Raw genomic sequence first — 22,578 nt, 5'->3', positions numbered from 1 at the left:
GCGGCTATTGACATTTTCCATAAAATGAGCTATACTTTATTATGATAAATAACGAAAGGAGCGCTGAAAGAATGAGCCTTGCCGAGCCTGAACTTTTTGCCGACGAATCCCCCTGTGTGCAGTCGCAGCGCGTGATATACACCCCCTCGGCTTTCGCCCGCAGCACACTGCTCTACTTGCAGGAGGCGGGCACGCTTACCGCCGTAAAGCCGCACTCCTCCTCGCGCAGCGGTCTGCGCTCTTTCCTCTGCTTCGTAGTGCTTTCGGGGTCGGGCACGCTGGATTACGAGGGCGAGGTCTACCGCCTGCAAGCGGGCGACGCGGTATTCATCGACTGCCGCAAAAACTACGAGCACTCGACCTCCGATGACCTCTGGAGCCTGCAATGGTGCCACTTTTTCGGCGTGCAGATGCAGACGATTTACGAAAAATATATCTCGCGCGGCGGCAGACCCGTTTTCCGCCCGCAAAACTGCGCGGCGCTGAAAGACAACCTCTCGCGCCTGCGCGCCATAGCCGACTCAGCCGACTACATTCGCGATATGCGCATAAACGAAGAGCTAAGCGCCCTGCTGACAAAGCTGATGGAAAGCTCGTGGAACCCCGAAAACACATTCACCGCCAAGAAAAAGGTAGAGCTTAGCCGAGTGAAAAACTATCTCGACGAGCACTACGCCGAAAAAATGACGCTGGACGAGCTGGCGGCGAAGTTTTACATCAATAAATTCTATATGTCGAAGATATTTCGCGAAACTTACGGAACAACAATAATAGCCTATCTCGAGCAGCTTCGTATCACAAAAGCGAAAAATTTATTAAGATTTTCAGATATGACGGTAGACGAGATAGCATACCGAGTAGGACTGAAAGACGCCAATTATTTCAGCCGTTTGTTTAAAAAAGTAGAGGGCATGACCCCCTCGCAGTATCGGCGGCTGTGGTGATATTAGATAGAATTCAAAGTTTCGTAATAAAGCCAATATTGTGCTAATAAATATCCCGATAAGCGGTTGAACGGGCAGCAAAAAAGTTGTATAATCATGTTGTGATTTGTAAGCTTCTCAAAAACCGAAAGTTATGAAAGAGGGATAATATCATGAAAACTGCACTCATTACAGGCATCACCGGTCAGGACGGCTCTTACCTCGCGGAATTTCTGCTGGAAAAAGGCTACGCGGTACACGGCATAACCCGCCGCGCCTCCATCTCAAACACCGCGAGGATAGACCACATCATCGACAAAATAAAGCTGCACGACGGCGACCTTACCGACTCGACCTCGCTGATACGCATTATAAAAGAAGTACAGCCCGACGAGATATACAATCTCGCGGCGCAGTCGCACGTTCAGGTATCATTCGACGTTCCCGAATACTCGGGCGACGTTGACGCTATAGGCGTGCTGAGGATACTCGAGGCTGTAAGAATGCTCGGCATGGAGAAAAAGGCCAAGATATATCAGGCTTCGACCTCTGAGCTTTACGGCAAGGTAGAGGAAGTTCCCCAGCGCGAAACTACGCCTTTCCACCCGTACAGCCCCTACGCCATCGCTAAGCAGTACGGCTTCTGGATGATAAAGGAGTACCGCGAGGCTTACGGTATGTTCGCGGTAAACGGCATACTCTTCAACCACGAGTCTGAGCGCCGCGGCGAGAATTTCGTCACCCGCAAGATCACACTCGCGGCAGGCAGGATAGCCGAGGGTCTGCAAGACCACCTCGAGCTGGGCAATATGGACTCTCTGCGCGACTGGGGCTACGCTAAGGACTACGTTGAGTGTATGTGGCTCATCATGCAGCAGGAGCAGCCTGACGATTTCGTTATCGCGACGGGCGTTCAGCACACTGTCCGCGACTTCACAGAAAAGGCTTTCGCGGCAAACGGCATAACTATCCGCTGGGAGGGCAAGGGCCTCGACGAAAAAGGCTGCGACGCCGAAACGGGCAAGATGCTCGTTTGCGTAAACCCCGCGTGGTTCAGACCTACCGACGTTGACAACCTCTGGGGCGACCCCACCAAGGCAAAGACAGTGCTGGGCTGGGATCCGCAGACCACAAGCTACGAGCAGCTTATAGACATAATGGCAAAGCACGACAGAGAGCTTGCGAAGCGCGAAAAAGCTCTTAAAGCCGCGAATGTTTGAAACGGGGGCAGTTCAAAATGATGGAAAAGAACGCTAAGATATACGTTGCAGGACACAAGGGCATGGTAGGCTCGGCGATAGTACGCGAACTGGAAAAACAGGGCTACACCAACATCATCACCCGCAGCCACAAAGAGCTTGACCTTTGCAGACAGGACGCGGTTGAGAAATTTTTTGCTGAGGAAAAGCCGGAGTACGTTTTTCTCGCGGCGGCTAAGGTAGGCGGAATAGTTGCCAACGAAAACGCCCTCGCCGACTTCATGTACGAAAACATGATACTAGAGATGAACGTTATCAACTCGGCTTGGAAAAACGGCTGCAAGAAGCTGGAGTTTCTCGGCTCTTCCTGCATATACCCCAGAATGGCGCCGCAGCCTATGAAAGAAAGCTGCCTGCTGACCTCTGAGCTGGAAAAGACCAACGAAGCTTACGCTCTCGCGAAGATCTCGGGGCTGAAATACTGCGAATTTCTGAACCGCCAGTACGGCACCGACTACATATCCGTAATGCCTACAAATCTTTACGGCCCTAACGACAACTACCACCCTACCCACAGCCACGTTCTCCCCGCGCTGATAAGACGTTTCCACGAAGCTAAAGAGCAGGGGCTGCCCTACGTTACCTGCTGGGGCGACGGCTCGCCGCTGAGAGAATTTCTATACGTTGACGACCTCGCGAACCTCTGCGTTTTCCTGATGAACAATTACAGCGGAAACGAAACGGTGAACGCGGGCACCGGCAAGGAGCTTACGATAAAAGAACTTACCGAGCTTACCGCAGAGGTGATCGGCTACAAGGGCGAGATTCGCTGGGATACCTCGAAGCCGAACGGCACTCCCCGCAAGCTGCTCGACGTGAGCAAGGCGGCTGACCTCGGCTGGACATACAAGACCGAGCTGAAAGACGGCATAAAGCTGGCTTACGAGGACTTTCTTAACAACCCGATGAGAGCTGAAAGATAAATTTTAACGCAACACCGCACTGGCGTGAACTGCTTGTGCGGCATTGCCATATTATAGGAGAACTAAAAAATGAACATTGTACTGTTATCAGGCGGCTCGGGGCAGAGATTGTGGCCGCTTTCAAACGATATTCGCTCAAAGCAGTTTATAAAGCTTTTTCACACTGAGGACGGCGGGCTGGAGTCGATGGTACAGCGCGTTTACAGGCAGATAAAGACCGCCGACGTGAACGCGAGCGTGACCATAGCCACCTCGAAATCGCAGGTGAGCGCTATACACAACCAGCTCGGCGACGAAGTGGGCATAAGCATAGAGCCTTGCCGCCGCGACACTTTCCCCGCGATAGCGCTGGCGGCGGCGTATCTGCACGATGTAAAAAAAATACCCGCAGACGAAGCGGTAGTCGTATGCCCCGTAGACCCCTATGTAGAGCCTGACTACTTTGAAGCGCTCGGAAAACTGGGCGACTACGCGCGCGAGAGCGAAGCGAACCTTGTGCTGATGGGCATAGAGCCTACCTACCCCAGCGAAAAGTACGGCTACATTATCCCTGCGGACGGCGGCAAGATAAGCCGCGTGAACAAATTCAAGGAAAAGCCCGACCGCGCCACGGCGGCGGAATACATATCGCAGGGGGCGCTTTGGAACGGCGGCGTTTTTGCATTCCGTTTGGGGTATGTGCTCGATCGCGCGCACGAGCTGATAGATTTTAAGGACTACAACGACCTTTTCAAGCGTTACGATACGCTTGAGAAGATAAGCTTCGATTACGCGGTGGTAGAGCACGAGCCGCTGATAGAGGTCATGCGCTTTTCGGGAATGTGGCGCGACCTCGGCACATGGAACACCCTCACCGAGGCGATGGACAGCCGCAGCGTAGGCGAAGCGCTCTTTAACGACGAATGCAGCAACGTGCACGTTGTAAACGAGCTGAACGTGCCTATACTCTGCATGGGGCTGAAAGACGTGGTAGTTTCGGCAAGCCCCGAGGGCATACTGGTTTCTGACAAAGAGCAGTCGAGCTACATAAAGCCCTTTGTAAACACCCTAGACCACAAGGTCATGTTCGCCGAAAAATCATGGGGCAGCTTCCGCGTGCTGGACATCGAGAAAGAAAGCCTTACCATAAAAGTAACGCTGAACGCGGGGCACGGCATGAACTATCATGCGCACGAGTACCGAAACGAGGTATGGACAGTTATCCGCGGCGAGGGCAAAGCCGTGATAGACGGCGCGGAGTGCAGCGTGAAAGCGGGCGACGTGCTTGAAATGCCCGCGGGCACAAAGCACACCGTGACCGCAACCACCACGCTCGAGATAGTCGAGGTACAGCTTGGCAGAGATATTTCGGTGCACGATAAGATAAAATACGAACTTTAAAAACGAGGTAACAGCATGAGCAAAACTCTGAATATGGGAAACAGATACAAAAACTTATTTTTACAGCAGTCTTATTTCGACAATACCGACCTTTACAGCGAGATACTGCGGCGCGAGCGCACAGACGACGCGCACAAGCTGCCTGTATGGGATTACGTTATACTTTCGGCCTCAAACGAAGCGCAGGCTATGGCTTACGAGCAGCAGATAAGCTGGCGGCTGAAAAACTGCGCGCTGCCCGCCGCGACGAAGTACGCCGTTATCCCCGACCCTGAAGGCAAGCGGGTAGGCTCGGGCGGCGCTACGCTGAACGTTTTGAAATACATAACCGAGCACGACGAGCGCGAGCTTTCGCAGCTAAGGATAATGGTGCTCCACAGCGGAGGCGACGCTAAGAGAACGCCGCAGTACAGCGCCTGCGGAAAGATATTCTCGCCCGTGCCGCGTATGCTGCCGAACGGCAGGCGCAGCACGCTGTTTGACGAATTTATGATCTCGATGTGCGGCATACCCGCGCGCATCTCGAGCGGTATGCTGGTCTGCTCTGGCGATGTGCTGCTGCTCTTCAACTCCCTTCAGCTCGACTTTTACGAAGAGGGCGCGGCTGCGCTTTCGATAAAGGAAAGCGCCGAAGTCGGCAAGAACCACGGCGTATTCTTAGGCAGCAGCGATGGATATGTGCGCCGTTTCCTGCACAAGCAGTCGGTAGAGAACCTTAAAAAAGTTGGCGCTGCCGACCAGCGCGGAATGATAAATATCGACACCGGCGCGGTGATATTCAGCGGCGGTTTGGTAAAAACGCTCTACTCGCTGGCAGACACGCCCGAGAAATTCGCGGCTATGGTGAACGAAAAGGTGCGCCTTTCATTCTATGCCGACTTTCTCTACCCATTGGCTGAGGACAGCACTCTGGAGCAGTTTTACAAAGAGCAGCCCGAGGGCGATCTCTGCCCCGAGCTTGACGCGGCACGCGAAAAGATATGGGAAAAGCTCAGCGGATACCGCATGAAGCTGATACGCTTCTCGCCCTCCTCATTCCTGCACTTCGGCACTACGCGCGAGCTGCTGAAGCTCAACGCCGAGGACATAGGCAGCTACGGCGAGCTGGGCTGGCGCGGCGTTGTCAACAGCAATTACCACGGCGAGGGCTTTGCGGCTTCAAATTCATACATCAGCACGCGGGCTAAGGTAGGCGCGGGCAGCTACATAGAGGACAGCTACATCCACCACAACGCCGTTATCGGCAAGGGCTGCGTTATCTCGGGCTGCACTATAGGCAAAGCTCGCAGCGGCAAGAATGAAAAGCCGATAGTTATACCCGACGGCACGGTGGTGCACGGTCTGAAACTCGCCGACGGCAGATTTGTAGTGCGCGTTTACGGCGTGAACGATAACCCTAAAGAAGCGAAGCTTTTCGGCAAAGAGATAGACGAACCGCTTTGGACAAAGCCCCTCTACCCCGCCGAGCGCACCTTTGCGGAAGCGCTGAACGCGAGCCTTTCGGGCGAAGCAAAGGGCGACCTTTTCAGCCTTAAAGACAGCTTCAACGGCGCGGACGTTACCGCGATACTGCCCTGGCAGGAAAAGCTGAACGACAAGATAAAGATAGAGAGCCTGCTGGAAGCCATAGACGCGAACCTGCCCGCCGAGCAGGCGGCGGAGATATTCAAGACGGGCATTTCCGAGCGCGTGAAGAACAAGCTTTTGAAAATGGCGGAAAAGCTCGACTGCGCCGACCTCGGTTCTTTCAGCAGAAAGATACGCATTTACTACTATCTCTCGAAGCTGACGGACGAAGAGAAAAACTGCGACCGCTGCTTTGAAACCATACGCGACACGATACTGCGCACGGCGCTGAAAGACACCGATTACCGCGCGGATTACGTTATCGCGAAAGACGAAGTAGTTACGAAGCTGCCGGTACGCGTGAACTGGGGCGGCGGCTGGTCTGACACACCGCCATACTGCATGGAGCACGGCGGTACGGTGCTGAACGCGGCGATAAAGCTGGGCGGCGAGCTGCCGATAGAGGTGACGATAAAGAAGCTGCCCGAAAGCAAGATGGTTCTCGCGAGCACCGACGTAGGCAGCTACGAGGAATTTACCGACATAAAGAAACTGCAAAACTGCAGCGACCCGATGGACGCTTTCGCACTGCACAAGGCGGCGCTCATCGCCTGCGGCGTTATCCCATACGAGGAAAACGTATCGGTAGAGGAGATATGCGCGCATCTGGGCGGCGGACTTTACATGAATACCCGCGTTATCGACATACCTAAAGGCAGCGGTCTGGGCACAAGCTCGATACTGGCGGCGGCTTGCGTAAAGGGTATTTTCAGCTTCATGGGCGTGAAGTACACTGAAGACGAGCTTTACAACACCGTGCTTTGCATGGAGCAGATAATGTCTACCGGCGGCGGCTGGCAGGATCAGGTAGGCGGCGCTTCGGCGGGCATAAAGATGGTCTCGGCAGACAAGGCGCTGAAGCAGAAGATAATCTGCACGCCGCTGCGCATCGACAACGGCACTCTGCGCGAGCTGAACGAGCGTTTCGCGCTGATATACACGGGTCAGCGCAGGCTGGCGAGAAACCTGCTGCGCGACATCGTGGGCAAATACGTCGGCGGTGACCCCGATGTAAACGAGGTGCTCTACCGCGTACAGCAGATGGCCGTGCTCATGCGGCTTGAGCTTGAAAAAGGCAGGATCGACGGCTTGGCGAAGCTGATGAACGAGCACTGGGAGCTTTCAAAGCGGCTGGACAAGGGCTGTACCAACACCTGTATCGACCAAATATTCCTTTCGATAGAAGACCTGATAGACGGCAAGATGATATGCGGCGCAGGCGGCGGCGGATTCATACAGGTCATCATGAAAAAAGGCGTGACGCTTGAGCAGATGCAGGAGCGGCTCGACGAAGTGTTCTCCGAATCGGGCGTAGGCGTTTGGAAAACCGAGTTTTACATGGGCTAAAAATACGCAAAAAAGACCTCTTCCACCGATTGGGAGAGGTCTTTTCTCATGTCTAATATCAATAATTTTCAGCGTGCACCTCGAAATAGCTCTTCGGGTGGGCGCATACGGGACATACTTCGGGGGCTTTTTTGCCTGAATATCTATTAGCCATCTGTATTTCTCCTTCGTCAAGTTTTTTCACGAAAAAGCAGAACCGCCGCCGCGCAGAATATCAAGTATCCGCCCAGAACCTCGAGCGGGAATTTCCAGAGCGCGCTTTGGTCTATCAGAAAAGGCAAAGTAGCTATCGCGCCGCAAGGCGGAAAGTACAGCCCCAGCCTATCTACCAGCCAAAGCACCGCCCCGCAGGCGACCGCCGCCGAAAACGCCATCGGCAGACCCGCGCCTACGCTCAGCGCCGCGCGCATTATCGTACCTATGAAAGCCGCACCGCCTATCAGCAATACCGTCTGCCAAATCCTGCCGCGCGGCTTTGAGTTCGGCTTGCTAAGCTCAAAAAACGCAACGATGAGCGGCGGCGCGGTAATGAATATCTCGCCGAAATATGCGGGCAGAAGGCATATCGCCGCGGCGGTCAGCGATTGTTTTGCACGCAGTTTTATCAGCCCGCGCATGCGCGCTTCGGGTACAAATCCGTACTTTTCGCGCAGACCAAACCGCTCAAGTATCGCCTGAACGCCCAGTATCAGCGCCGTCATGCCCAGAGCGGAGATGAGGTACGCCGCTCCGCCCGTCTGCATAAGTATCGGCAGAACGCAGGCGGATATTGCGGGCACAAATCCGCAGCCGAGCAGAGTTATATACCCCGCCGCGCAGAATATCCCGAGCGGCGCTTGCACCCAAACGGGCAGCGGCAGCAGACGTACTATCGCAGCGCCCGTGCCTGCCGAGAGCGCCACCGCCGCGAAAAGCCGCAGCTTTGAGGTGTTCCAGACCTGCTTCGGCGCAGCCAGCGCGCCTATCGCGATAGCCGTTATCTCGGGGAAAATTATCTCCCGCTCGCCCGTTATCTCCGCCGCCGCGACCATTCCCGCCGCCAGCAGCACCGAGATCACGGCGGGCAGCCATGTTTTTTTATCCATCAAATATTTTGCACTCCCCATATTAAAAGCGCCCCCGCACCCGCGGAAGCGCCGTGTGTTTTATTCAGTTTTGATAAACCCTTTTCTGAAAAGCGGTATCATCATCGCGCCAGCCGCGTTGCCGAGCGACATCACAAGCAGGTACAGCAAGGTGCGCATACTCCATACGCCCGCAAGCGTGAAGTAGTACATATTCGCCACGCAGTGCTCGAAGCCGCTGATTATAAAGACGACTACGGGCAGGAATATCGCGAGTATCTGCCCCAGCGTGTTTTTTATGTTCTTGCTGCCGTCCGCCGCTATGAACATCAGCACGCCGCAGAAAAACGCAAGTATGAAAACGCTCAGCAAGCCGTCCTCGAGCTTTACGCGGCATATCTCACGCGCGCCTTCGCTTATGCCCGCTATGCGCGTTTGCCGTATCAGCAGCGCCGCCAGCACCGCGCCCGCTAAGTTGCCGAGCCATATCAGCCCCAGTTCGCCGAGGTACGCCGCTTCGCGCTCTACCGCGTAGCCGACCTTGCCCGTAAAGAGGTTGAAGCCGAAGCTGAGTATCACGAAAAGCCCCGTGCCGAAAAGAAAAGCGCCTAGAAATTTGTTGCCGCAGGAAAGGTAGACCGTGCCGCCTATCGCGATGGCGAAGCCTGTAAGCACCGCGCGCAGCAGAATGTCAGCAATTTTTCTCATGTGAAAATTTATCTCCTTATATATAGATCCATATATAATTATATAGTATTTTCGCCTGACTTGCAATAGGCGCGGGCTTTATTTACAGTTTATTATCATGTTAGCCTGCCGCAACATATCCGCGCTTTCAGTTCTGGAAATTCACCGCCATCTCGGTCAGCATGGGGTACGCCGCAAGCTCGCCGCTATCGAGATCTTCGCGGTGCATATCCACCGCCGTTACCGCGCTGTTGCCGTAGGTGGTGTAGTAGTAGATGCCCTTGTCCGCGTTGCAGCAGGAGGTGTATATCGTTATCTCGTACTCACCTTCGGATACCTCACAGCAGCCCCTTTGCTGGTCTACCGCGCCGAGTATGTGGAAAAACTGGCTGACGTTTTCCGCCTCGCCGCCGCCCGATACCGAGTTTGCCAGCACATACGCCGCCCGCACGAACCGCGACTGCGAGGAAAGGTCGCCCGGCAGACCCAGCGCGCCCATCCCGCGGCTGTAATGCGAAAGCTTCAGCTTATCGGAAAAGCAGTTTCGCGGCTGCTTCGGCGAGAGGTGCATAAAATCGTTCAGGCGGAACATCTGCGCGGGGAATGGCGGATTGTTCGTCAGCACGCCCGCGGGGTCATCGTAGACCTGCACGCCCTCCGCGGTAGATTCCACGACTATAGTCTGCTGCTTATCGGCGATGATCCAGTGAAGCTGCGCCGCGGGCATCTGCGGGCTGAAAGGCGTATCGGTAAGATCTATCTGCGCTATCACCCGCCGCGCCTGCTCGACGCTTTCGCAGCTGCTGAGTATAAATGGTATGAACTCGTACTGCGCCACGTTTTTCGCGCCCGCCGCAGGCTTTGCGTACTTGGCGTTGCCGACGAAATTCAGCCCCGCCATGCCTAAGCCCTTTTCGTTCACCGCGTCGTAATAAAGCGGGTAGCCGCCCGCGATGTGCGCCGTACCTATCATCGCGAAATGCTCAGCCGAAGCGCTGCCGTCGGAAAAACGCAGCTCAAAGCGGCGCGGCATTACCGCTATCTCCTCGCCGTATGAGCTTTCGTAATCGAGCGTTCTGCCGAAATACATATTGTCTGTTTTATAAACTGCTGCCGTACACATAAAGCATTACCCTCCATAAAAAAAATTCTTGCATATATTATACCACACCCCGCCGCTAAAAATCAAGTGCTGAGCTGTATCCTAATATAACACATTTAACTACATAACAGGAACTTCACACAAATTTCGCTCAATTTTCAACAAAACCTGTTGCATTTTGTTAGGAATAGTTGTATAATAAATACATGAAATATATGACAGCCGCGCTTTACAGCCGCTGTCTTGACGAAAGGAAATGTTTTTGATATGGCTAACAGAATGATACTTAACGAAACCTCGTACTTCGGCGCGGGCGCTATCAGCGAGATAGTTACCGAGGCTAAAAAGCGCGCTTTTAAAAAGGCGCTGGTAGTTACCGACCCCGACCTTATCAAATTCAACGTAGCGCAGAACGTTACTAAGCTGCTTGAAGAAGCGGGTCTGGCTTACGAGATATTCTCGCAGGTAAAGGCGAACCCCACGGTAGCGGTAGTAAAGGCGGGAATCGAGGCTTTCAAGAAGGCTGAGGCTGACTACCTTATCGCGATAGGCGGCGGCTCTTCTATGGATACAGCAAAGGCTATCGGCATCATAATCGCGAACCCCGAGTACGCCGACGTTACCTCGCTGGAGGGCGCAGTTGACACAAAGAACCCCTGCGTTCCCATAATCGCCGTTCCCACCACCGCGGGCACGGCTGCCGAAGTTACCATCAACTACGTTATCACCGACGAGGAAAAGAAGCGCAAGTTCGTATGCGTAGACCCCCACGATATACCCGTAGTAGCCGTTATCGACGCGCAGATGATGTCCTCTATGCCTAAGGGGCTCACCGCTTCGACAGGTATGGACGCTCTTACCCACGCCATCGAGGGCTACACCACTCTCGGCGCATGGGAGCTTACTGACATGATGCACCTCAAGGCTATCGAGGTGATCTCCCGCTCGCTGCGCGCAGCCTGCCAAAACGACCCTAAGGGCAGAGAAGATATGGCGCTTGGCCAGTACATCGCGGGCATGGGCTTCTCTAACGTAGGTCTTGGCGTTGTACACGGCATGGCTCACCCCCTCGGCGCTTTCTACGACACTCCTCACGGCATCGCGAACGCTGTACTGCTGCCCTACGTTATGGAATACAACGCTCCTTACACCGGTGAGAAGTTCAAGTACATAGCTGAAGCGATGGGCGTTGACACTACGGGCATGGATCAGGAAGCTTACAGAAAGGCAGCCGTAGACGCTGTAAAGCAGCTCTCAAAGGACGTTGGTATCCCCGAAAAGCTGCATGAGATAGGCGTTAAGGAAGAAGACCTCCCCGCGCTTTCGCAGTCGGCATTCGACGACGTTTGCACTGGCGGCAACCCCAGACCCTGCACAGTAGAATCTATCCTCGGTATCTACAAGACAGCGTTCTGATAAACAGATAAACAGATAAACAGATAAACAGATAAACAGATAAACAGATAAACAGATAACTCGGATAAATGAAATAAGTCGAATATAAAAGAGCGGCGCAGCTTTCTTACAAGGCTGCCCGCTCTTTTTTGCGTTAATCCAAATTGTCAAATTCGTCCGTTTCGCAGAATGTCTGCACGTCGTAAAGAAAAAGCACCTGATCGTAGTCGGCGGGGTCGGCAAAATCCTCCAGCTTCTCGCCCTCCTCCAGCATACCGGGGTCTACCAGCGTTATCTCAGAGTAGTGCGGCGCTAAAAAAGGTATCATACTGTTGGCGTAATCCGACTTGATTATCAGCAGCTTCGGCAGATCTTTGCCCGTAGTGACCACCCGCGTGCACTTGAAATTGCTCGCGCCGAGGTAGTAGGAGTATTTGTCGGCGCTGTTCAGCCCCGCGGAATTGTAGAGCGAGGTCTTGCTGTAAGTCTGCTTGTCGCGCAGCATTTTTACCGACTTTACATAGCTGCCGTATTTGCAGCGGTAGGCGGTAATGGTGTCCTCCCTTACCCGCCGCACGCCGCTTTTCGCTGAAAGCTCGCCGCGGTAGTAAATGTGCGAATAGTCCATATCGTAATTTGCAAGGGTATACGGCGCGCTGCCCATCTTGCCGATAGCCGCCGAGTACGCCTCGTAAGCGCCCGCCTGCGTCCAGTAGGGGTCGGTGCGGAAGTAGATGTAGCTGTCGCGCGCGGAGTATAGAGCGCTGAAAACGTCCAGCGGGTTTACCGCCTCGTCGATGTCGAAATAAATATCGTCGATCAGCTTTTGCTGGTCTATCGCCCCCGCCGAATCGGGAAGCTCGCTGCGGTATATGCCCGAAGCGGTAGGCGCGAGCATTATGTACATCGAAGCGCCCTTGTACTTCTTGTAAAAAGCGTTTATATCCGCGACGTTTTTATCCCGCCGCGACTTATCGTAATCTGAAAAAACGTCCACCAGCATATCGCGCTCTTTATCGTGATAAACGCTGCGAAACTGCCGCATGCCCGTAAGCTCAGCTGAGCGCGCGCAGAGCGACTCCCAGTTCGCCTTGAACGGAAAATTGCTCACGGCGTAGTCCTCAGCCGCCTGCCGCACATTGCCATGCTGCTCCAGCGCTTTTTTAAAAGGCTTGCCGTGTTGAAAAAACACCGTGCTCACGCCTATCATAGCAGTTACCGCGAAAAACATGATTATGCTTATGCAGTTCAGCACCTTTTTCATCTCGTTATCCCGCACCCGCCTTTCTTAGTCAGTATATCATGTAAGCCGTGCATATCATCATCAGCACCAGCTCGATAACGGGGAAAGCTACCCTGTACCAGCCCGTCCCCGCGCGCTTGAATATAGTGGGGATAATACTGTTTGTGGTGAATATTGCCATGATTATCAGCGGCACGCTTATCCCCGCCAGATACTCTATATAGCCGTTCTGCGTGCCTGCGGCAGGGGCGTTGAGCATTTTCAGCAGACCTCTGCCCTGCGCCGCCTGCGGAATATACGCCGCCGCCCCGCATATGAACATTATCGCGGCGGAAAGCGTTTTTCGCAAAGTCTTCGGCATTTTTCTGCCCGCGCCCGCTGTCTCGGCGATCATCGCCGCCGAAAGTATCAGCCCGCAGACCAGCCAGCCCGCAGTAAAGCCGTACCACATCACCGCCGCCGTTACCGATACCAGCACGCCGCAGCAGGCAGCCGCCTTGCCGCCCCTGCCGCCAAGTCTGCGAAGCGGCGTGGCGATATAGTCGCGCGACCACTCGTAAAGCGGTATGTTCATCTCGCGCACCGAGTTTTTTACGCCGTCTTTGAATATCCTGCGGCGAAAAGCGGGCTTTACGGGGAAGCCCAGCATCAGCGCCGCGCCCCTGCCCATATTCAGCATACCGTTCAGCGTGGTGCAGAAGCAGGCGCAGAAAATTATCACCGCCAGCCACGCGGGCGCACCGCGAACGCTCTCAAAGTCGGTCTTTTTCACGTCCTCAAGCGCGCGGCTGAGCGGCTCGGCGATCATCAGATACTCCGCCAGACCCGTGATGTAACAGCGCACGCCTTCAGCCGTTTTCTCAAGCGTCACCTCCGGCTCGGCAAAGGTTTTGCGGAAATTTTTATATTTCAGTATAGGCCCGAACCCCAGCGACGGGAAAAAGCCCGTGTACGCCGCCAGCGCGCTGAATTTCGTCTGCGCCTCGCAGTCGCCGCGATAAACGTCGGTGAGGTAGGAGATGATGTGCGCCGCTATCACCCCCGCGCCAAAAAGTTTCAGCCCGTAAGGCAAGTTCGGCGCGAGCGCCCCGCCGTGCGCGAATATTAAAAACGCCGCCCCGCAAAGCAGAGCGTTGCCCGCAAGCACCAGCCGCCGCCGCGCGAGCTTCGGCTTTTCGCCGTCCTTTTTCGCGCGGCCGTTGTATATCGCGATGCCCGAGAAATACGCTGTCAGCAGCAGTGCGAAATACACCGCCGCTCCGCGCCAATCCGCCGCGGATATGAAGAGCAGGTTGCCCGCAAATATCAGCAGCGGACGGCGTTTCGCGGGGATAAGCGCGTAGATAAGCATGAAAACGGGCAGAAAAAAGTATGGAAAAAGTACGTTATACAGCTCCATTTTCGTCCTCCCTTTCAGCAAATATCCCGCCGCACACCTCCGCCAAACTATCGGGCGTGTACATGGAATTAAGCACGTCGAGCAGGGCATGCGCCGAAAGCCCATCGGGCAGACCCAGCTCCGCCGCCAGCTGCGCACGCTTTTCCGCCGCGCTGCCCGTGCCCGAAAGCCCCAGCATATACATATCGCCGCCCGTAATGCCGCCGTGCTCCGCGCTTTCGCCGTCGAGCTGCGCGCCCGCGTTTTCCAGCAGACCCCGCAGCGTTTCGGCGCTGATGCCCTCTACGCCGAGCGTGCCCTCTTTCGAGGGGGCAGCTTTTCGCCGCTCCTTGCCCTTTATCTGCGGTATATGCAGGTTCAGCACGCGGCTTTGCAGCTCTTTTGGCAAGATCTGCTTTATGTACGCGCGTATTTGCCTGCCCGCCGCGTCGGAATCGGTCATTACGATCAGCCCCGTTTTCTCGGCGTAAAAACGCAGCAGCGCGCAAAGCTCTTTATCCTTATAAATGCCGAAGCCGTGAGTAGTGATGATAACGCCGTCTACCAGCGAGGCAAGCTTTATCTTATCGTACTTGCCCTCTACCACCAGCGCTTGTTTCAGCTTTATTTTTTCAGACATCTTAGCTCTGCCGACCCCCTTTACGCCATTGCCGAAGCGGCGAACTGCTCTACCGCCAGCGCCGACATCTCAGCGTTCATGGATACGCTTTTCAGACGGTAGTCGCACTCCGAAAGAAGCGTCTGCACGCGGCGTATGCGCTCCAGCGGTATGTTCGCACACTCAGAAAAGGCGTTTTTTATCGCAAATTCGCGGTTTTTCGGGTACTTGAAATCCCGTGCGCACTGCTCCCAGCCCATGCCCGCCGCGCGTGCAAGCTTAGCGCGGTAAATATCCGCCAACGAGAGATTTATTATCGAAAGCACCTGCGTAGGCTCGTAATTCTGCGTTTTCAGCTCGTCGAGCCGCTTAAAGACAAACAGCGCGTTCGACCGCAGGATATTCAGCGCTAGGGCGTAGCCGTCAGACTCTATCTTGCGCACGCAAAGCGCGTCAATATCCGCCCGCGTTATCTCGCGCCCCGCGGCGTACGCCGTCAGCTTTTCTATCTCCATATTGATATGCGCCGTTTCGCAAAGGCAGAGCTGCGCCAGATATTCCGCGTCGCGCTTTGAGATAGCCGCGCCCGCGCGGGACACAGCCGCAGCTATCGCCTTAGCCGAGTCGGCGGGGCTTTTGTACGCAAATTCGCACACCGCGCCGTGCTTTGCGCAAAGGTCGGCGAAACGGCGGTTTTTATCGGTGAGCGAGCGGCGGTTTTTATACAGCTCTTCGCCGCCTGCCGAAATTATCATAACGGTAGTTTCGGGAATGTCGGAAACTATACCGCGCAGCAGGTCGGCCTGATTTTTGAGCATATTTTCCATATTAAGCCCGTTCAGCGTTACAACTACCCGCTCGGCAAACATCGGCAGCACCTGTACTGCGTCCGCAAGCGCCTCCATATCCAGCTCCTGCGCGTCGAAAATGTGCAGGTTCATCATCTGCGCTTCGGGCGGGCAAAGTTTCGCCGCCAGCTTTTTGGCAAAAGGCTCGAGCGCGCCCGTATCTCTGCCGTAAAACAGATACAGATTTTCATACTTAGCAGCGCGCACGTTCGCCGCGCACTCCGCAGGGGTCTGCACCGCCATTTTTTACCCTCCTTACGCTTTTTCGCCATTATACAGCAACACCGCACATCGCGTGCGGCATTGCAGAAAATATCAGTTTACAAAGTTTAGCCCGCGGGCCATGCGAAATCTCTTCCCGCCAGAACGTGGAAGTGTATGTGGAACACCGTTTGTCCCGCCGACTCGCCGCAGTTTGAAACTACGCGGAAGCCGTTCTTGAACTCCTCGTGCTCCGCCGCCAGCTTCGAGATGACCTCGTAGATGTGCGAAACCACGCCGCTGTTCTTATCGTTTATGTCGGAAAGCTTCGCTATGTGCTCCTTAGGTATCACCAGCCAGTGCACGGGGGCTGTGGGAGCGATGTCGGCGAAAACGTAAACGCTCTCGTCCTCGTAGATCTTGTTTGAGGGGATCTCGCCCGCGATTATTTTGCAGAATAAGCAATCGTTCATTGTTAGCGCTCCTTTACTTTATAAAGTTTGCCAGTATGCCGTCAAGTGCGTTAAGTGCTTCGTCGATCTTGTTCTTATCGCCTATACCCGCCATAGCGCTCTCTGGGCGGCCGCCGCCCTTACCGCCTGTAACTGCGGCTACTTCCTTTACTATCTTGCCCGCGTGCGCGCCCTTAGCGATAGCCGCCTTAGAGCAAGCGCAGAGGAACTTCGGCTTTTCATCGGCAGTGCCCGCCATCACGAGTACGAAAGGCTCGCTGAGGTTCTTTACCGCGTCGGAGAATTTCTCGTACATATCCGAGCCGACATTGGTCATCATGTTCGCCATTATCTTTACTCCGTTGATCTCGCGGCAGTTCTTGGTCATGTTGCTGAATATAGCGTCGGCGATGCGCTTTTTGAGCTGTTCGGATACCTTGCCCAGCTCCTTGTTTTCGTCGAGCACGGCTACTATTCTTTCAGCCAGCAGTGCGGGATCGTTGAGCTTGAGCAGCTTAGCCGCCTGCACCACGCGCGCGTTTATCTCGTTGAGCAGCGCGAGAACGCCCGTGCCCGTTACAGCCTCGATACGGCGAACGCCCGAAGCTACCGAGCCTTCGGAGATTATCTTGAAAAGGCCCGCCTGCGAGGTGTTTTTGAGGTGAGTACCGCCGCAGAATTCCATCGAGAAATCGCCAATGCTGACTACTCGTACAGTTTCGCCGTACTTTTCGCCGAAAAGCGCCATAGCTCCCAGCTTCTGCGCTTCTTCTATCGGCAGTACCTGAGTCTTAATATCCATGCAAGAGAGTATCTTGTCGTTTACCAGCGCTTCGATCTCAGCCAGTTCTTCGGGCGAGATAGCCTCGAAGTGCGAGAAGTCGAAACGTACTCTGTCAGCGTTTACGAGCTGACCTTTCTGGTGAACGTGCTCGCCCAGTACCTGACGCAGAGCCGCCTGAAGCAGATGTGCGGCTGTGTGGTTGCGGGCGATGGCCATGCGACGCTCGGCGTCTACCGAGAAATGCGCGGTCTGTCCCGCCTCGATATAGCCCTCGGTTATCTTTACGGTGTGGGCTATCTTGCCGCCTACGACTTTCTGCGTATCGGTAACTTCCGCCTTACCGGTCAGGGTAACTATCGTGCCCGTATCGCCTACCTGTCCGCCGCTCTCAGCGTAGAAAGGCGTGGCCTTGGAAACGATGTATGCTGTCTGACCCGCCTCGGCGCGCATTATCAGCTCTTCGTCATTAGCGACGAAATCTACCGTAGAGTCAGCCTCGGTAGTATCGTAGCCCAAAAATTCGCTTGTAAATTCTTTATCTATACGGTGGAATACCGTTTCGTCAGCGCCCATGTATTTCGAGCCGCCGCGCGCTTCTCTCGCGGTAGTGCGCTGTACTTCCATGCACTTGTAGTAGCCCTCTTCGTCTACCGTCATACCCTTTTCTTCCAGTATCTCGCGGGTAAGGTCGATAGGGAAGCCGTGAGTGTCGGAAAGCTTGAAGCAGTCCTCGCCCGAAAGCACATTTTCGCCCTTTTCGGTAAGGTCGGCGATGTAGTCCTCCAGCAGCTTCATACCGCGGTCGATGGTGCGGTTGAAGTTCATTTCCTCATTAGTGAGAACCTTAACTATATAATCGTACTTTTCTTCCAGCTCGTTGTATTCGCACTTGTTGCAGTCTACTACCGTCTTTACGATGTCTTTGAGGAAAAGGCCGTTTATGCCGAGCAGCTTGCCGTGGCGTACAGCGCGGCGAACAAGGCGGCGCATAACGTAGCCCGCGCCCTCGTTAGAAGGCAAAACGCCGTCGGAGGCGAGGAAAGTTACCGCGCGGATATGGTCAGTGATAACGCGGACGGAAACGTCCTTCTTGTAGTCCTCGCCGTAGGTGCAGCCCGCTATCCTGCAAATGTGGTCGCGGATAGCCTTTACGGTATCAACGTCGAATATCGAGTCAACGCCCTGCATCATAGCAGCAAGACGCTCAAGACCCATACCTGTATCTATATTCTTCTGCGCGAGGGGGGTGTATGTGCCGTCCTCGTGGCGCTCGAACTGGGTGAATACCAGATTCCAGAATTCCATATATCTGTCGCAGTCGCAGCCTACTGTACAGCCGGGCTTGCCGCAGCCGTACTCTTCGCCGCGGTCGAAATATATCTCGGAACATGGGCCGCAGGGGCCGTCAGTACCGGCTTCCCAGAAGTTATCTTCTTTGCCCATGCGGAAGATATGGTCCATCGGCACGCCGATCTTTTCATGCCATATCTTTTCAGCCTCGTCGTCGTCCTCGTAAACGGAAACGTAAAGGCGCTCGGTAGGCAGCTTTAGCACGTCAACGCAAAATTCCCAAGCCCAAGAGATAGCCTCTTTCTTAAAATAATCGCCGAAAGAGAAGTTGCCCAGCATCTCAAAATAAGTGCCGTGGCGGGCGGTCTTGCCGACGTTTTCGATGTCGCCTGTGCGTATACACTTCTGGCAGGTAGTCATTCTGGTGCGCGGGGGCACTTCCTGACCTGTAAAGTAAGGCTTTAGGGGAGCCATGCCCGCTACTATCAGCAGCAGCGAATTATCGTTCTGCGGTACGAGCGAGTAGCTCTTTTTTCTAAGGCAGCCCTTGCTCTCAAAAAATTTCAGATACGCCTCTCTGAGGTCGTTCAAACTGGTCCATTCCATTTTTATCTTCCTCCGTATAAATAAAATTGCGCTGTGCCGCCGCAAACAAAAAACGCTTCGCCCAGCCGCCCGCAGGCGAAATGGGACGAAGCGCAAAAAACGTTCCGTGTTACCACCCAAATTACAGCGCAAAGCGCGCCGTCACTCGTTTAGCCTTAACGCGGCCGAACGCCGCCGCTTTTCGGCAGAAGCCGTTTGCGGCGATGCTCCGGAGCAGCCCCCGAACACTGCGGCAGAAGCTCTCAGCAAGCACGCTTCTTTCTCTGTACGCCGCCCATGATCTCGGTTAATTCCATCACAGCTTTTAAATATTGTCCAAACTATATTATATCAGATTTCGGCGGGGTTGTCAAGGAGTTTTTGGTCTTATTTTATCCTATTATTTTATCCCCTTGACCTTATATCCCTGCGCGGTGACTGCGTTTTTCAGCACCTCGTCGGGAACGTCTTTCGTCAGCGTGATGTACGCGCACTTGTCCTCAAGCGATACCTCGGCGTTCACGCCTTCTATCTCATTGAGCACACGGGTGACGGTCGCGGTGCAGTGTCCGCACATCATGCCGTCTATCTTCATTACTTTCTTGTTTGAGTTATCCATAGTCTTATCCTCCGATCTTGGATTTTTAGAATTGTCCGATTTGTTTTTGCCGCGTCCGAAAAGGTTTAGCCGCAGTGCGTTCATTACTACGCAGAATGAGCTTAGGCTCATTGCCGCCGCGCCGAACATCGGGTTTAGCTTCCAGCCCAGCAGCGGGAAGAACACGCCCGCCGCCAGCGGTATGCCGAGCGAATTGTATATCAGTGCCCAGAAAAGGTTCTCACGGATATTGCGGATAACCGCGCGGCTGAGGCTTATTGCTGACGCCGCGTCGCGCAGGTCGCTCTTCATAAGCACTATATCCGCCGACTCTACCGCTATGTCCTGTCCCGCGCCGATGGCTATCCCTACGTCTGCCGCGGCGAGGGCGGGTGCGTCATTTATGCCGTCGCCTATCATTGCTACCTTTCTGCCCTGCGCCATCATCTCGCCTACTATGCGCGCCTTGTCGGCGGGCATAAGCTCTGCCTGCACCTCGTCAACGCCAAGCTGCGCGCGGATAGCTTCCGCGGTAGCGGCGTTGTCGCCGGTGAGCATTACCGTCTTTATCTTCATGCCGTGCAGCTGCTCTATCGCTTCGCGCGAGGTCGGCTTTACGGGGTCGGCGAGGGTGAACATTCCTACTACCTTGCCGTCCGCCGCGATGTAGAGAGGTATCGCGCCGCCCGCCGCCGCTTTGTTCGCGCGGTCAGAGTACGCCGAAATATCCGCGCCGCTCTGCTCCATAAGTCTGCTGTTGCCGATGAGCACGCGCCTGCCCGCCGCCTTGCCCGAAATTCCTCCGCCCGCAGTTTCCGCGTAATCTTCGCAATCGTAAGGCGCGGCAGACTGGTCGTCGCAGTAGCGTGTAACAGCGCCCGCCAGCGGGTGAGAGGATTTTACCTCCAGCGAATTTGCCAATCTCAGCAGCTCGGCTTTATCGAGATCGTCAGCGTACACCGCCTGCACTTCGGGTCTGCCCTCGGTGCAAGTGCCCGTTTTGTCGAGCACCACGGTATCTACAAGGTGGGCGGTCTCAAGGCTTTCCGCTGATTTTATCAGTATGCCGTTCTGTGCGCCCTTGCCCGTGCCGACCATTATAGCGGTAGGCGTTGCAAGACCCAGCGCGCAGGGGCAGGAGATCACGAGTACCGAGATAGCCATGTTCAGGGCGAAGGAAACGTCCTTGCCCGCCAACAGCCACGCCGCGCCCGCAACTATCGCTATGCATATCACCACGGGCACGAAAACGCCGCTTATTTTATCCGCAAGGCGCGCTATCGGCGCTTTTGATGCCGAAGCGTCCTCGACAAGCGCGATTATCTGCGAAAGGGTGGAGTCCTGCTCGGTCTTTTCGGCGCGGCACTTTACAAATCCGCCCGCAGAGATGCTCGCGCTCATGACTCTGTCGCCTACGTTTTTCTCTACGGGTATGCTCTCGCCCGTCAGCGCCGACTGGTCTGCCGTGCAGCTTCCCTCTATGACTACGCCGTCGCAGGGCACGCTCTTGCCCGCGCGCAGCAGGAAAATATCGCCCACCGCCACCTGCGAAGCGGGTATCTCCTGCTCTTTGCCGTCGCGGACAACTACCGCCGTTTTCGGCGCGAGGTCTACCAGTTTGGATATTGCGTCAGAAGTCCTGCGCTTGCTGCGCGCCTCGAGATATTTGCCGACGGTTATCAGCGTGAGTATCATTCCGCAGGACTCGTAGTAGAGATCCATAACGTGGCCGTGCGCGGCGGAAAGGTCGCCCCTGCCCATGTAGTAAGCGGCGGCATATGTGCCGTAAAGGCTGTAAACAAACGCCGCGGCAGCGCCCAGCGCGATAAGGCTGTCCATATTAGGCGTGCGGTGTATCAGATTTTTAAAGCCGTTGCTGAAATAGTGAAAATTCAGCGCGATTATCGGCACGGTCAGCAGAAGCTGAGTCAGCGCAAAGATCATCATGTTCTCGTGGCCTTTGAGTATCGCAGGCAGCGGGAATCCCGCCATGTGACCCATGCAGATGTAAAACAGCGGCACTAGGAACACCACCGAGCTTATCAGCCGCCGCTTCATATTTTTCAGCGCCTTTTCCGCGGCGTTAGATTTTGACGCGCCGCTTTCGCCGCCCGTCTGCGCGCCGCCTGCCGCTTTTTCCGAAGCGCCGTAGCCCGCCTTTTCAACAGCCGCTATCATATCCGCGGGCGAAACGCAGCTTTCGTCGTACTCTACCTGCATCGAATTTTGCAGCAGGTTCACGTTCACGCTTTTAACGCCCTCCAGCTTTTTCACCGCTTTTTCAACGTGCCCTTGGCAGGCGGCGCAGCTCATTCCCGTAACGTCAAATTTTTTCTTTTCCATAAATGTCCACCAGCTTTCCGATCACTAAAAACGTCATTTCAGCTTTTTGATAAGCTCTACCGCTTCGTCCATGATGCCGACGTTTCCGTTCGCGACCTCTTCGCATACGCAGGTCTTTAAATGCTCCTGCAAAACGAGGTAGCCCAGCCCCTGCAAAGCGCTCTCCGCCGCAGCTATCTGCGTCAGAACATCTCCGCAGTAGCGGTTTTCGTCCAGCATTTTCTGTATGCCGTTCATCTGCCCGATGATGCGGTTTATGCGGTTGCGAAGCTGCTTCATCTCCTGCTCGCCGCGCGGCGTGTGCTTATGTCGGCAGCACTCGCAGCAGTTCTGCGGGGCTTCTTCTGCGCAGCAAGCGCTCTCAGCGTTATCCGTCTTTATATCTTTTATATCTTCCAAATAATGCACCTCCAATATACCCCCTATGGGTATATTTATTATATACCCCAGTAGGGTATTTGTCAACAAGCTTTCGCTCATTTTAACATATTGTTTTCATTTTCGCATAAAAAAATACAGACCCCGCGCAAT

Annotated in this window: 18 protein-coding genes; 6 read left to right on the top strand and 12 right to left on the bottom strand. The window is 54.7% G+C overall.

All coding sequences use genetic code 11. The features are described from left to right. Positions 1-41: 41 nt before the first annotated feature. From LI114_RS05525 to LI114_RS05505, 5 genes are all read left to right on the top strand, one after another. Positions 42-944, top strand: a complete 903-nt coding sequence (locus tag LI114_RS05525) for an AraC family transcriptional regulator (RefSeq protein ID WP_227219809.1) — start codon at positions 42-44, stop codon at positions 942-944. A 152-nt stretch (positions 945-1,096) separates the two neighbouring features. After that, positions 1,097-2,143 (top strand): GDP-mannose 4,6-dehydratase, encoded by a 1,047-nt coding sequence (gene gmd / locus LI114_RS05520; RefSeq protein ID WP_227219808.1) that lies wholly within the window; start codon positions 1,097-1,099, stop codon positions 2,141-2,143. Between the two features lie 17 nt (positions 2,144-2,160). Continuing rightward, the gene (locus LI114_RS05515; RefSeq protein ID WP_227219807.1) at positions 2,161-3,105 is read left to right on the top strand and encodes a GDP-L-fucose synthase family protein; all 945 of its coding nucleotides are present in this window, start codon (positions 2,161-2,163) and stop codon (positions 3,103-3,105) included. Positions 3,106-3,174: 69 nt separating this feature from the next. Beyond that, positions 3,175-4,485, top strand: coding sequence for a sugar phosphate nucleotidyltransferase (locus LI114_RS05510; protein ID WP_227219806.1), 1,311 nt, complete (start codon positions 3,175-3,177; stop codon positions 4,483-4,485). 15 nt (positions 4,486-4,500) lie between these two features. Continuing rightward, complete coding sequence (locus LI114_RS05505) at positions 4,501-7,458, top strand: L-fucokinase (protein WP_227219805.1); 2,958 nt, start codon at positions 4,501-4,503, stop codon at positions 7,456-7,458. A gap of 58 nt (positions 7,459-7,516) precedes the next feature. Here LI114_RS05505 and LI114_RS14285 read toward each other — a convergent pair whose 3' ends face one another. The 4 genes from LI114_RS14285 to bsh form a co-directional block, all read right to left on the bottom strand. Continuing rightward, a complete protein-coding gene (locus LI114_RS14285) occupies positions 7,517-7,612 on the bottom strand; it encodes a rubredoxin-like domain-containing protein (RefSeq protein ID WP_413770899.1) in 96 nt (31 codons plus the stop codon). A 16-nt stretch (positions 7,613-7,628) separates the two neighbouring features. After that, on the bottom strand, positions 7,629-8,543 hold the full coding sequence (locus LI114_RS05500) for a hypothetical protein (protein ID WP_227219804.1): 915 nt from the start codon (positions 8,541-8,543) through the stop codon (positions 7,629-7,631). Between the two features lie 60 nt (positions 8,544-8,603). Continuing rightward, positions 8,604-9,230 carry a formate/nitrite transporter family protein gene (locus LI114_RS05495; protein ID WP_227219803.1) on the bottom strand — a complete coding sequence of 209 codons (627 nt, stop codon included), beginning with the start codon at positions 9,228-9,230 and terminating at the stop codon, positions 8,604-8,606. A 127-nt stretch (positions 9,231-9,357) separates the two neighbouring features. Beyond that, a complete protein-coding gene (gene bsh, locus LI114_RS05490; RefSeq protein ID WP_227219802.1) occupies positions 9,358-10,332 on the bottom strand; it encodes a choloylglycine hydrolase in 975 nt (324 codons plus the stop codon). Positions 10,333-10,578: 246 nt separating this feature from the next. Here bsh and fucO point away from each other — a divergent pair, with 246 nt between their 5' ends. Beyond that, the gene (gene fucO / locus LI114_RS05485; protein WP_227219801.1) at positions 10,579-11,727 is read left to right on the top strand and encodes a lactaldehyde reductase; all 1,149 of its coding nucleotides are present in this window, start codon (positions 10,579-10,581) and stop codon (positions 11,725-11,727) included. Between the two features lie 133 nt (positions 11,728-11,860). On the opposite strand, the gene LI114_RS05480 is transcribed toward fucO, so the two are convergent. The 8 genes from LI114_RS05480 to LI114_RS05445 form a co-directional block, all read right to left on the bottom strand. Next, positions 11,861-12,970 (bottom strand): DHHW family protein, encoded by a 1,110-nt coding sequence (locus LI114_RS05480; RefSeq protein WP_227219800.1) that lies wholly within the window; start codon positions 12,968-12,970, stop codon positions 11,861-11,863. 28 nt (positions 12,971-12,998) lie between these two features. Continuing rightward, on the bottom strand, positions 12,999-14,348 hold the full coding sequence (locus tag LI114_RS05475) for an MBOAT family O-acyltransferase (RefSeq protein ID WP_227219799.1): 1,350 nt from the start codon (positions 14,346-14,348) through the stop codon (positions 12,999-13,001). Then, a complete protein-coding gene (locus LI114_RS05470; RefSeq protein ID WP_227219798.1) occupies positions 14,335-14,967 on the bottom strand; it encodes a toprim domain-containing protein in 633 nt (210 codons plus the stop codon). The genes LI114_RS05475 and LI114_RS05470 overlap by 14 nt, the downstream gene beginning before the upstream one ends. 20 nt (positions 14,968-14,987) lie before the next feature. Then, positions 14,988-16,037: a DNA polymerase III subunit delta gene (gene holA, locus LI114_RS05465; protein WP_227219797.1), complete on the bottom strand. Its 1,050-nt coding sequence runs from the start codon at positions 16,035-16,037 to the stop codon at positions 14,988-14,990. An 86-nt stretch (positions 16,038-16,123) separates the two neighbouring features. Then, complete coding sequence (locus tag LI114_RS05460; protein ID WP_022127980.1) at positions 16,124-16,468, bottom strand: histidine triad nucleotide-binding protein; 345 nt, start codon at positions 16,466-16,468, stop codon at positions 16,124-16,126. 13 nt (positions 16,469-16,481) lie between these two features. Continuing rightward, positions 16,482-19,127, bottom strand: a complete 2,646-nt coding sequence (alaS, locus tag LI114_RS05455; protein WP_227219796.1) for an alanine--tRNA ligase — start codon at positions 19,125-19,127, stop codon at positions 16,482-16,484. A 379-nt stretch (positions 19,128-19,506) separates the two neighbouring features. Continuing rightward, positions 19,507-22,047, bottom strand: a complete 2,541-nt coding sequence (locus tag LI114_RS05450) for a heavy metal translocating P-type ATPase (RefSeq protein ID WP_227219795.1) — start codon at positions 22,045-22,047, stop codon at positions 19,507-19,509. A gap of 33 nt (positions 22,048-22,080) precedes the next feature. Then, positions 22,081-22,446, bottom strand: coding sequence for a metal-sensing transcriptional repressor (locus LI114_RS05445; protein ID WP_227219794.1), 366 nt, complete (start codon positions 22,444-22,446; stop codon positions 22,081-22,083). Positions 22,447-22,578: the final 132 nt, after the last annotated feature.

This window comes from Ruminococcus sp. 210702-SL.1.03, assembly GCF_020559915.1.
Taxonomy (GTDB): domain Bacteria; phylum Bacillota; class Clostridia; order Oscillospirales; family Ruminococcaceae; genus YE71.
This window is presented reverse-complemented; position numbering and strand designations above follow the sequence as displayed.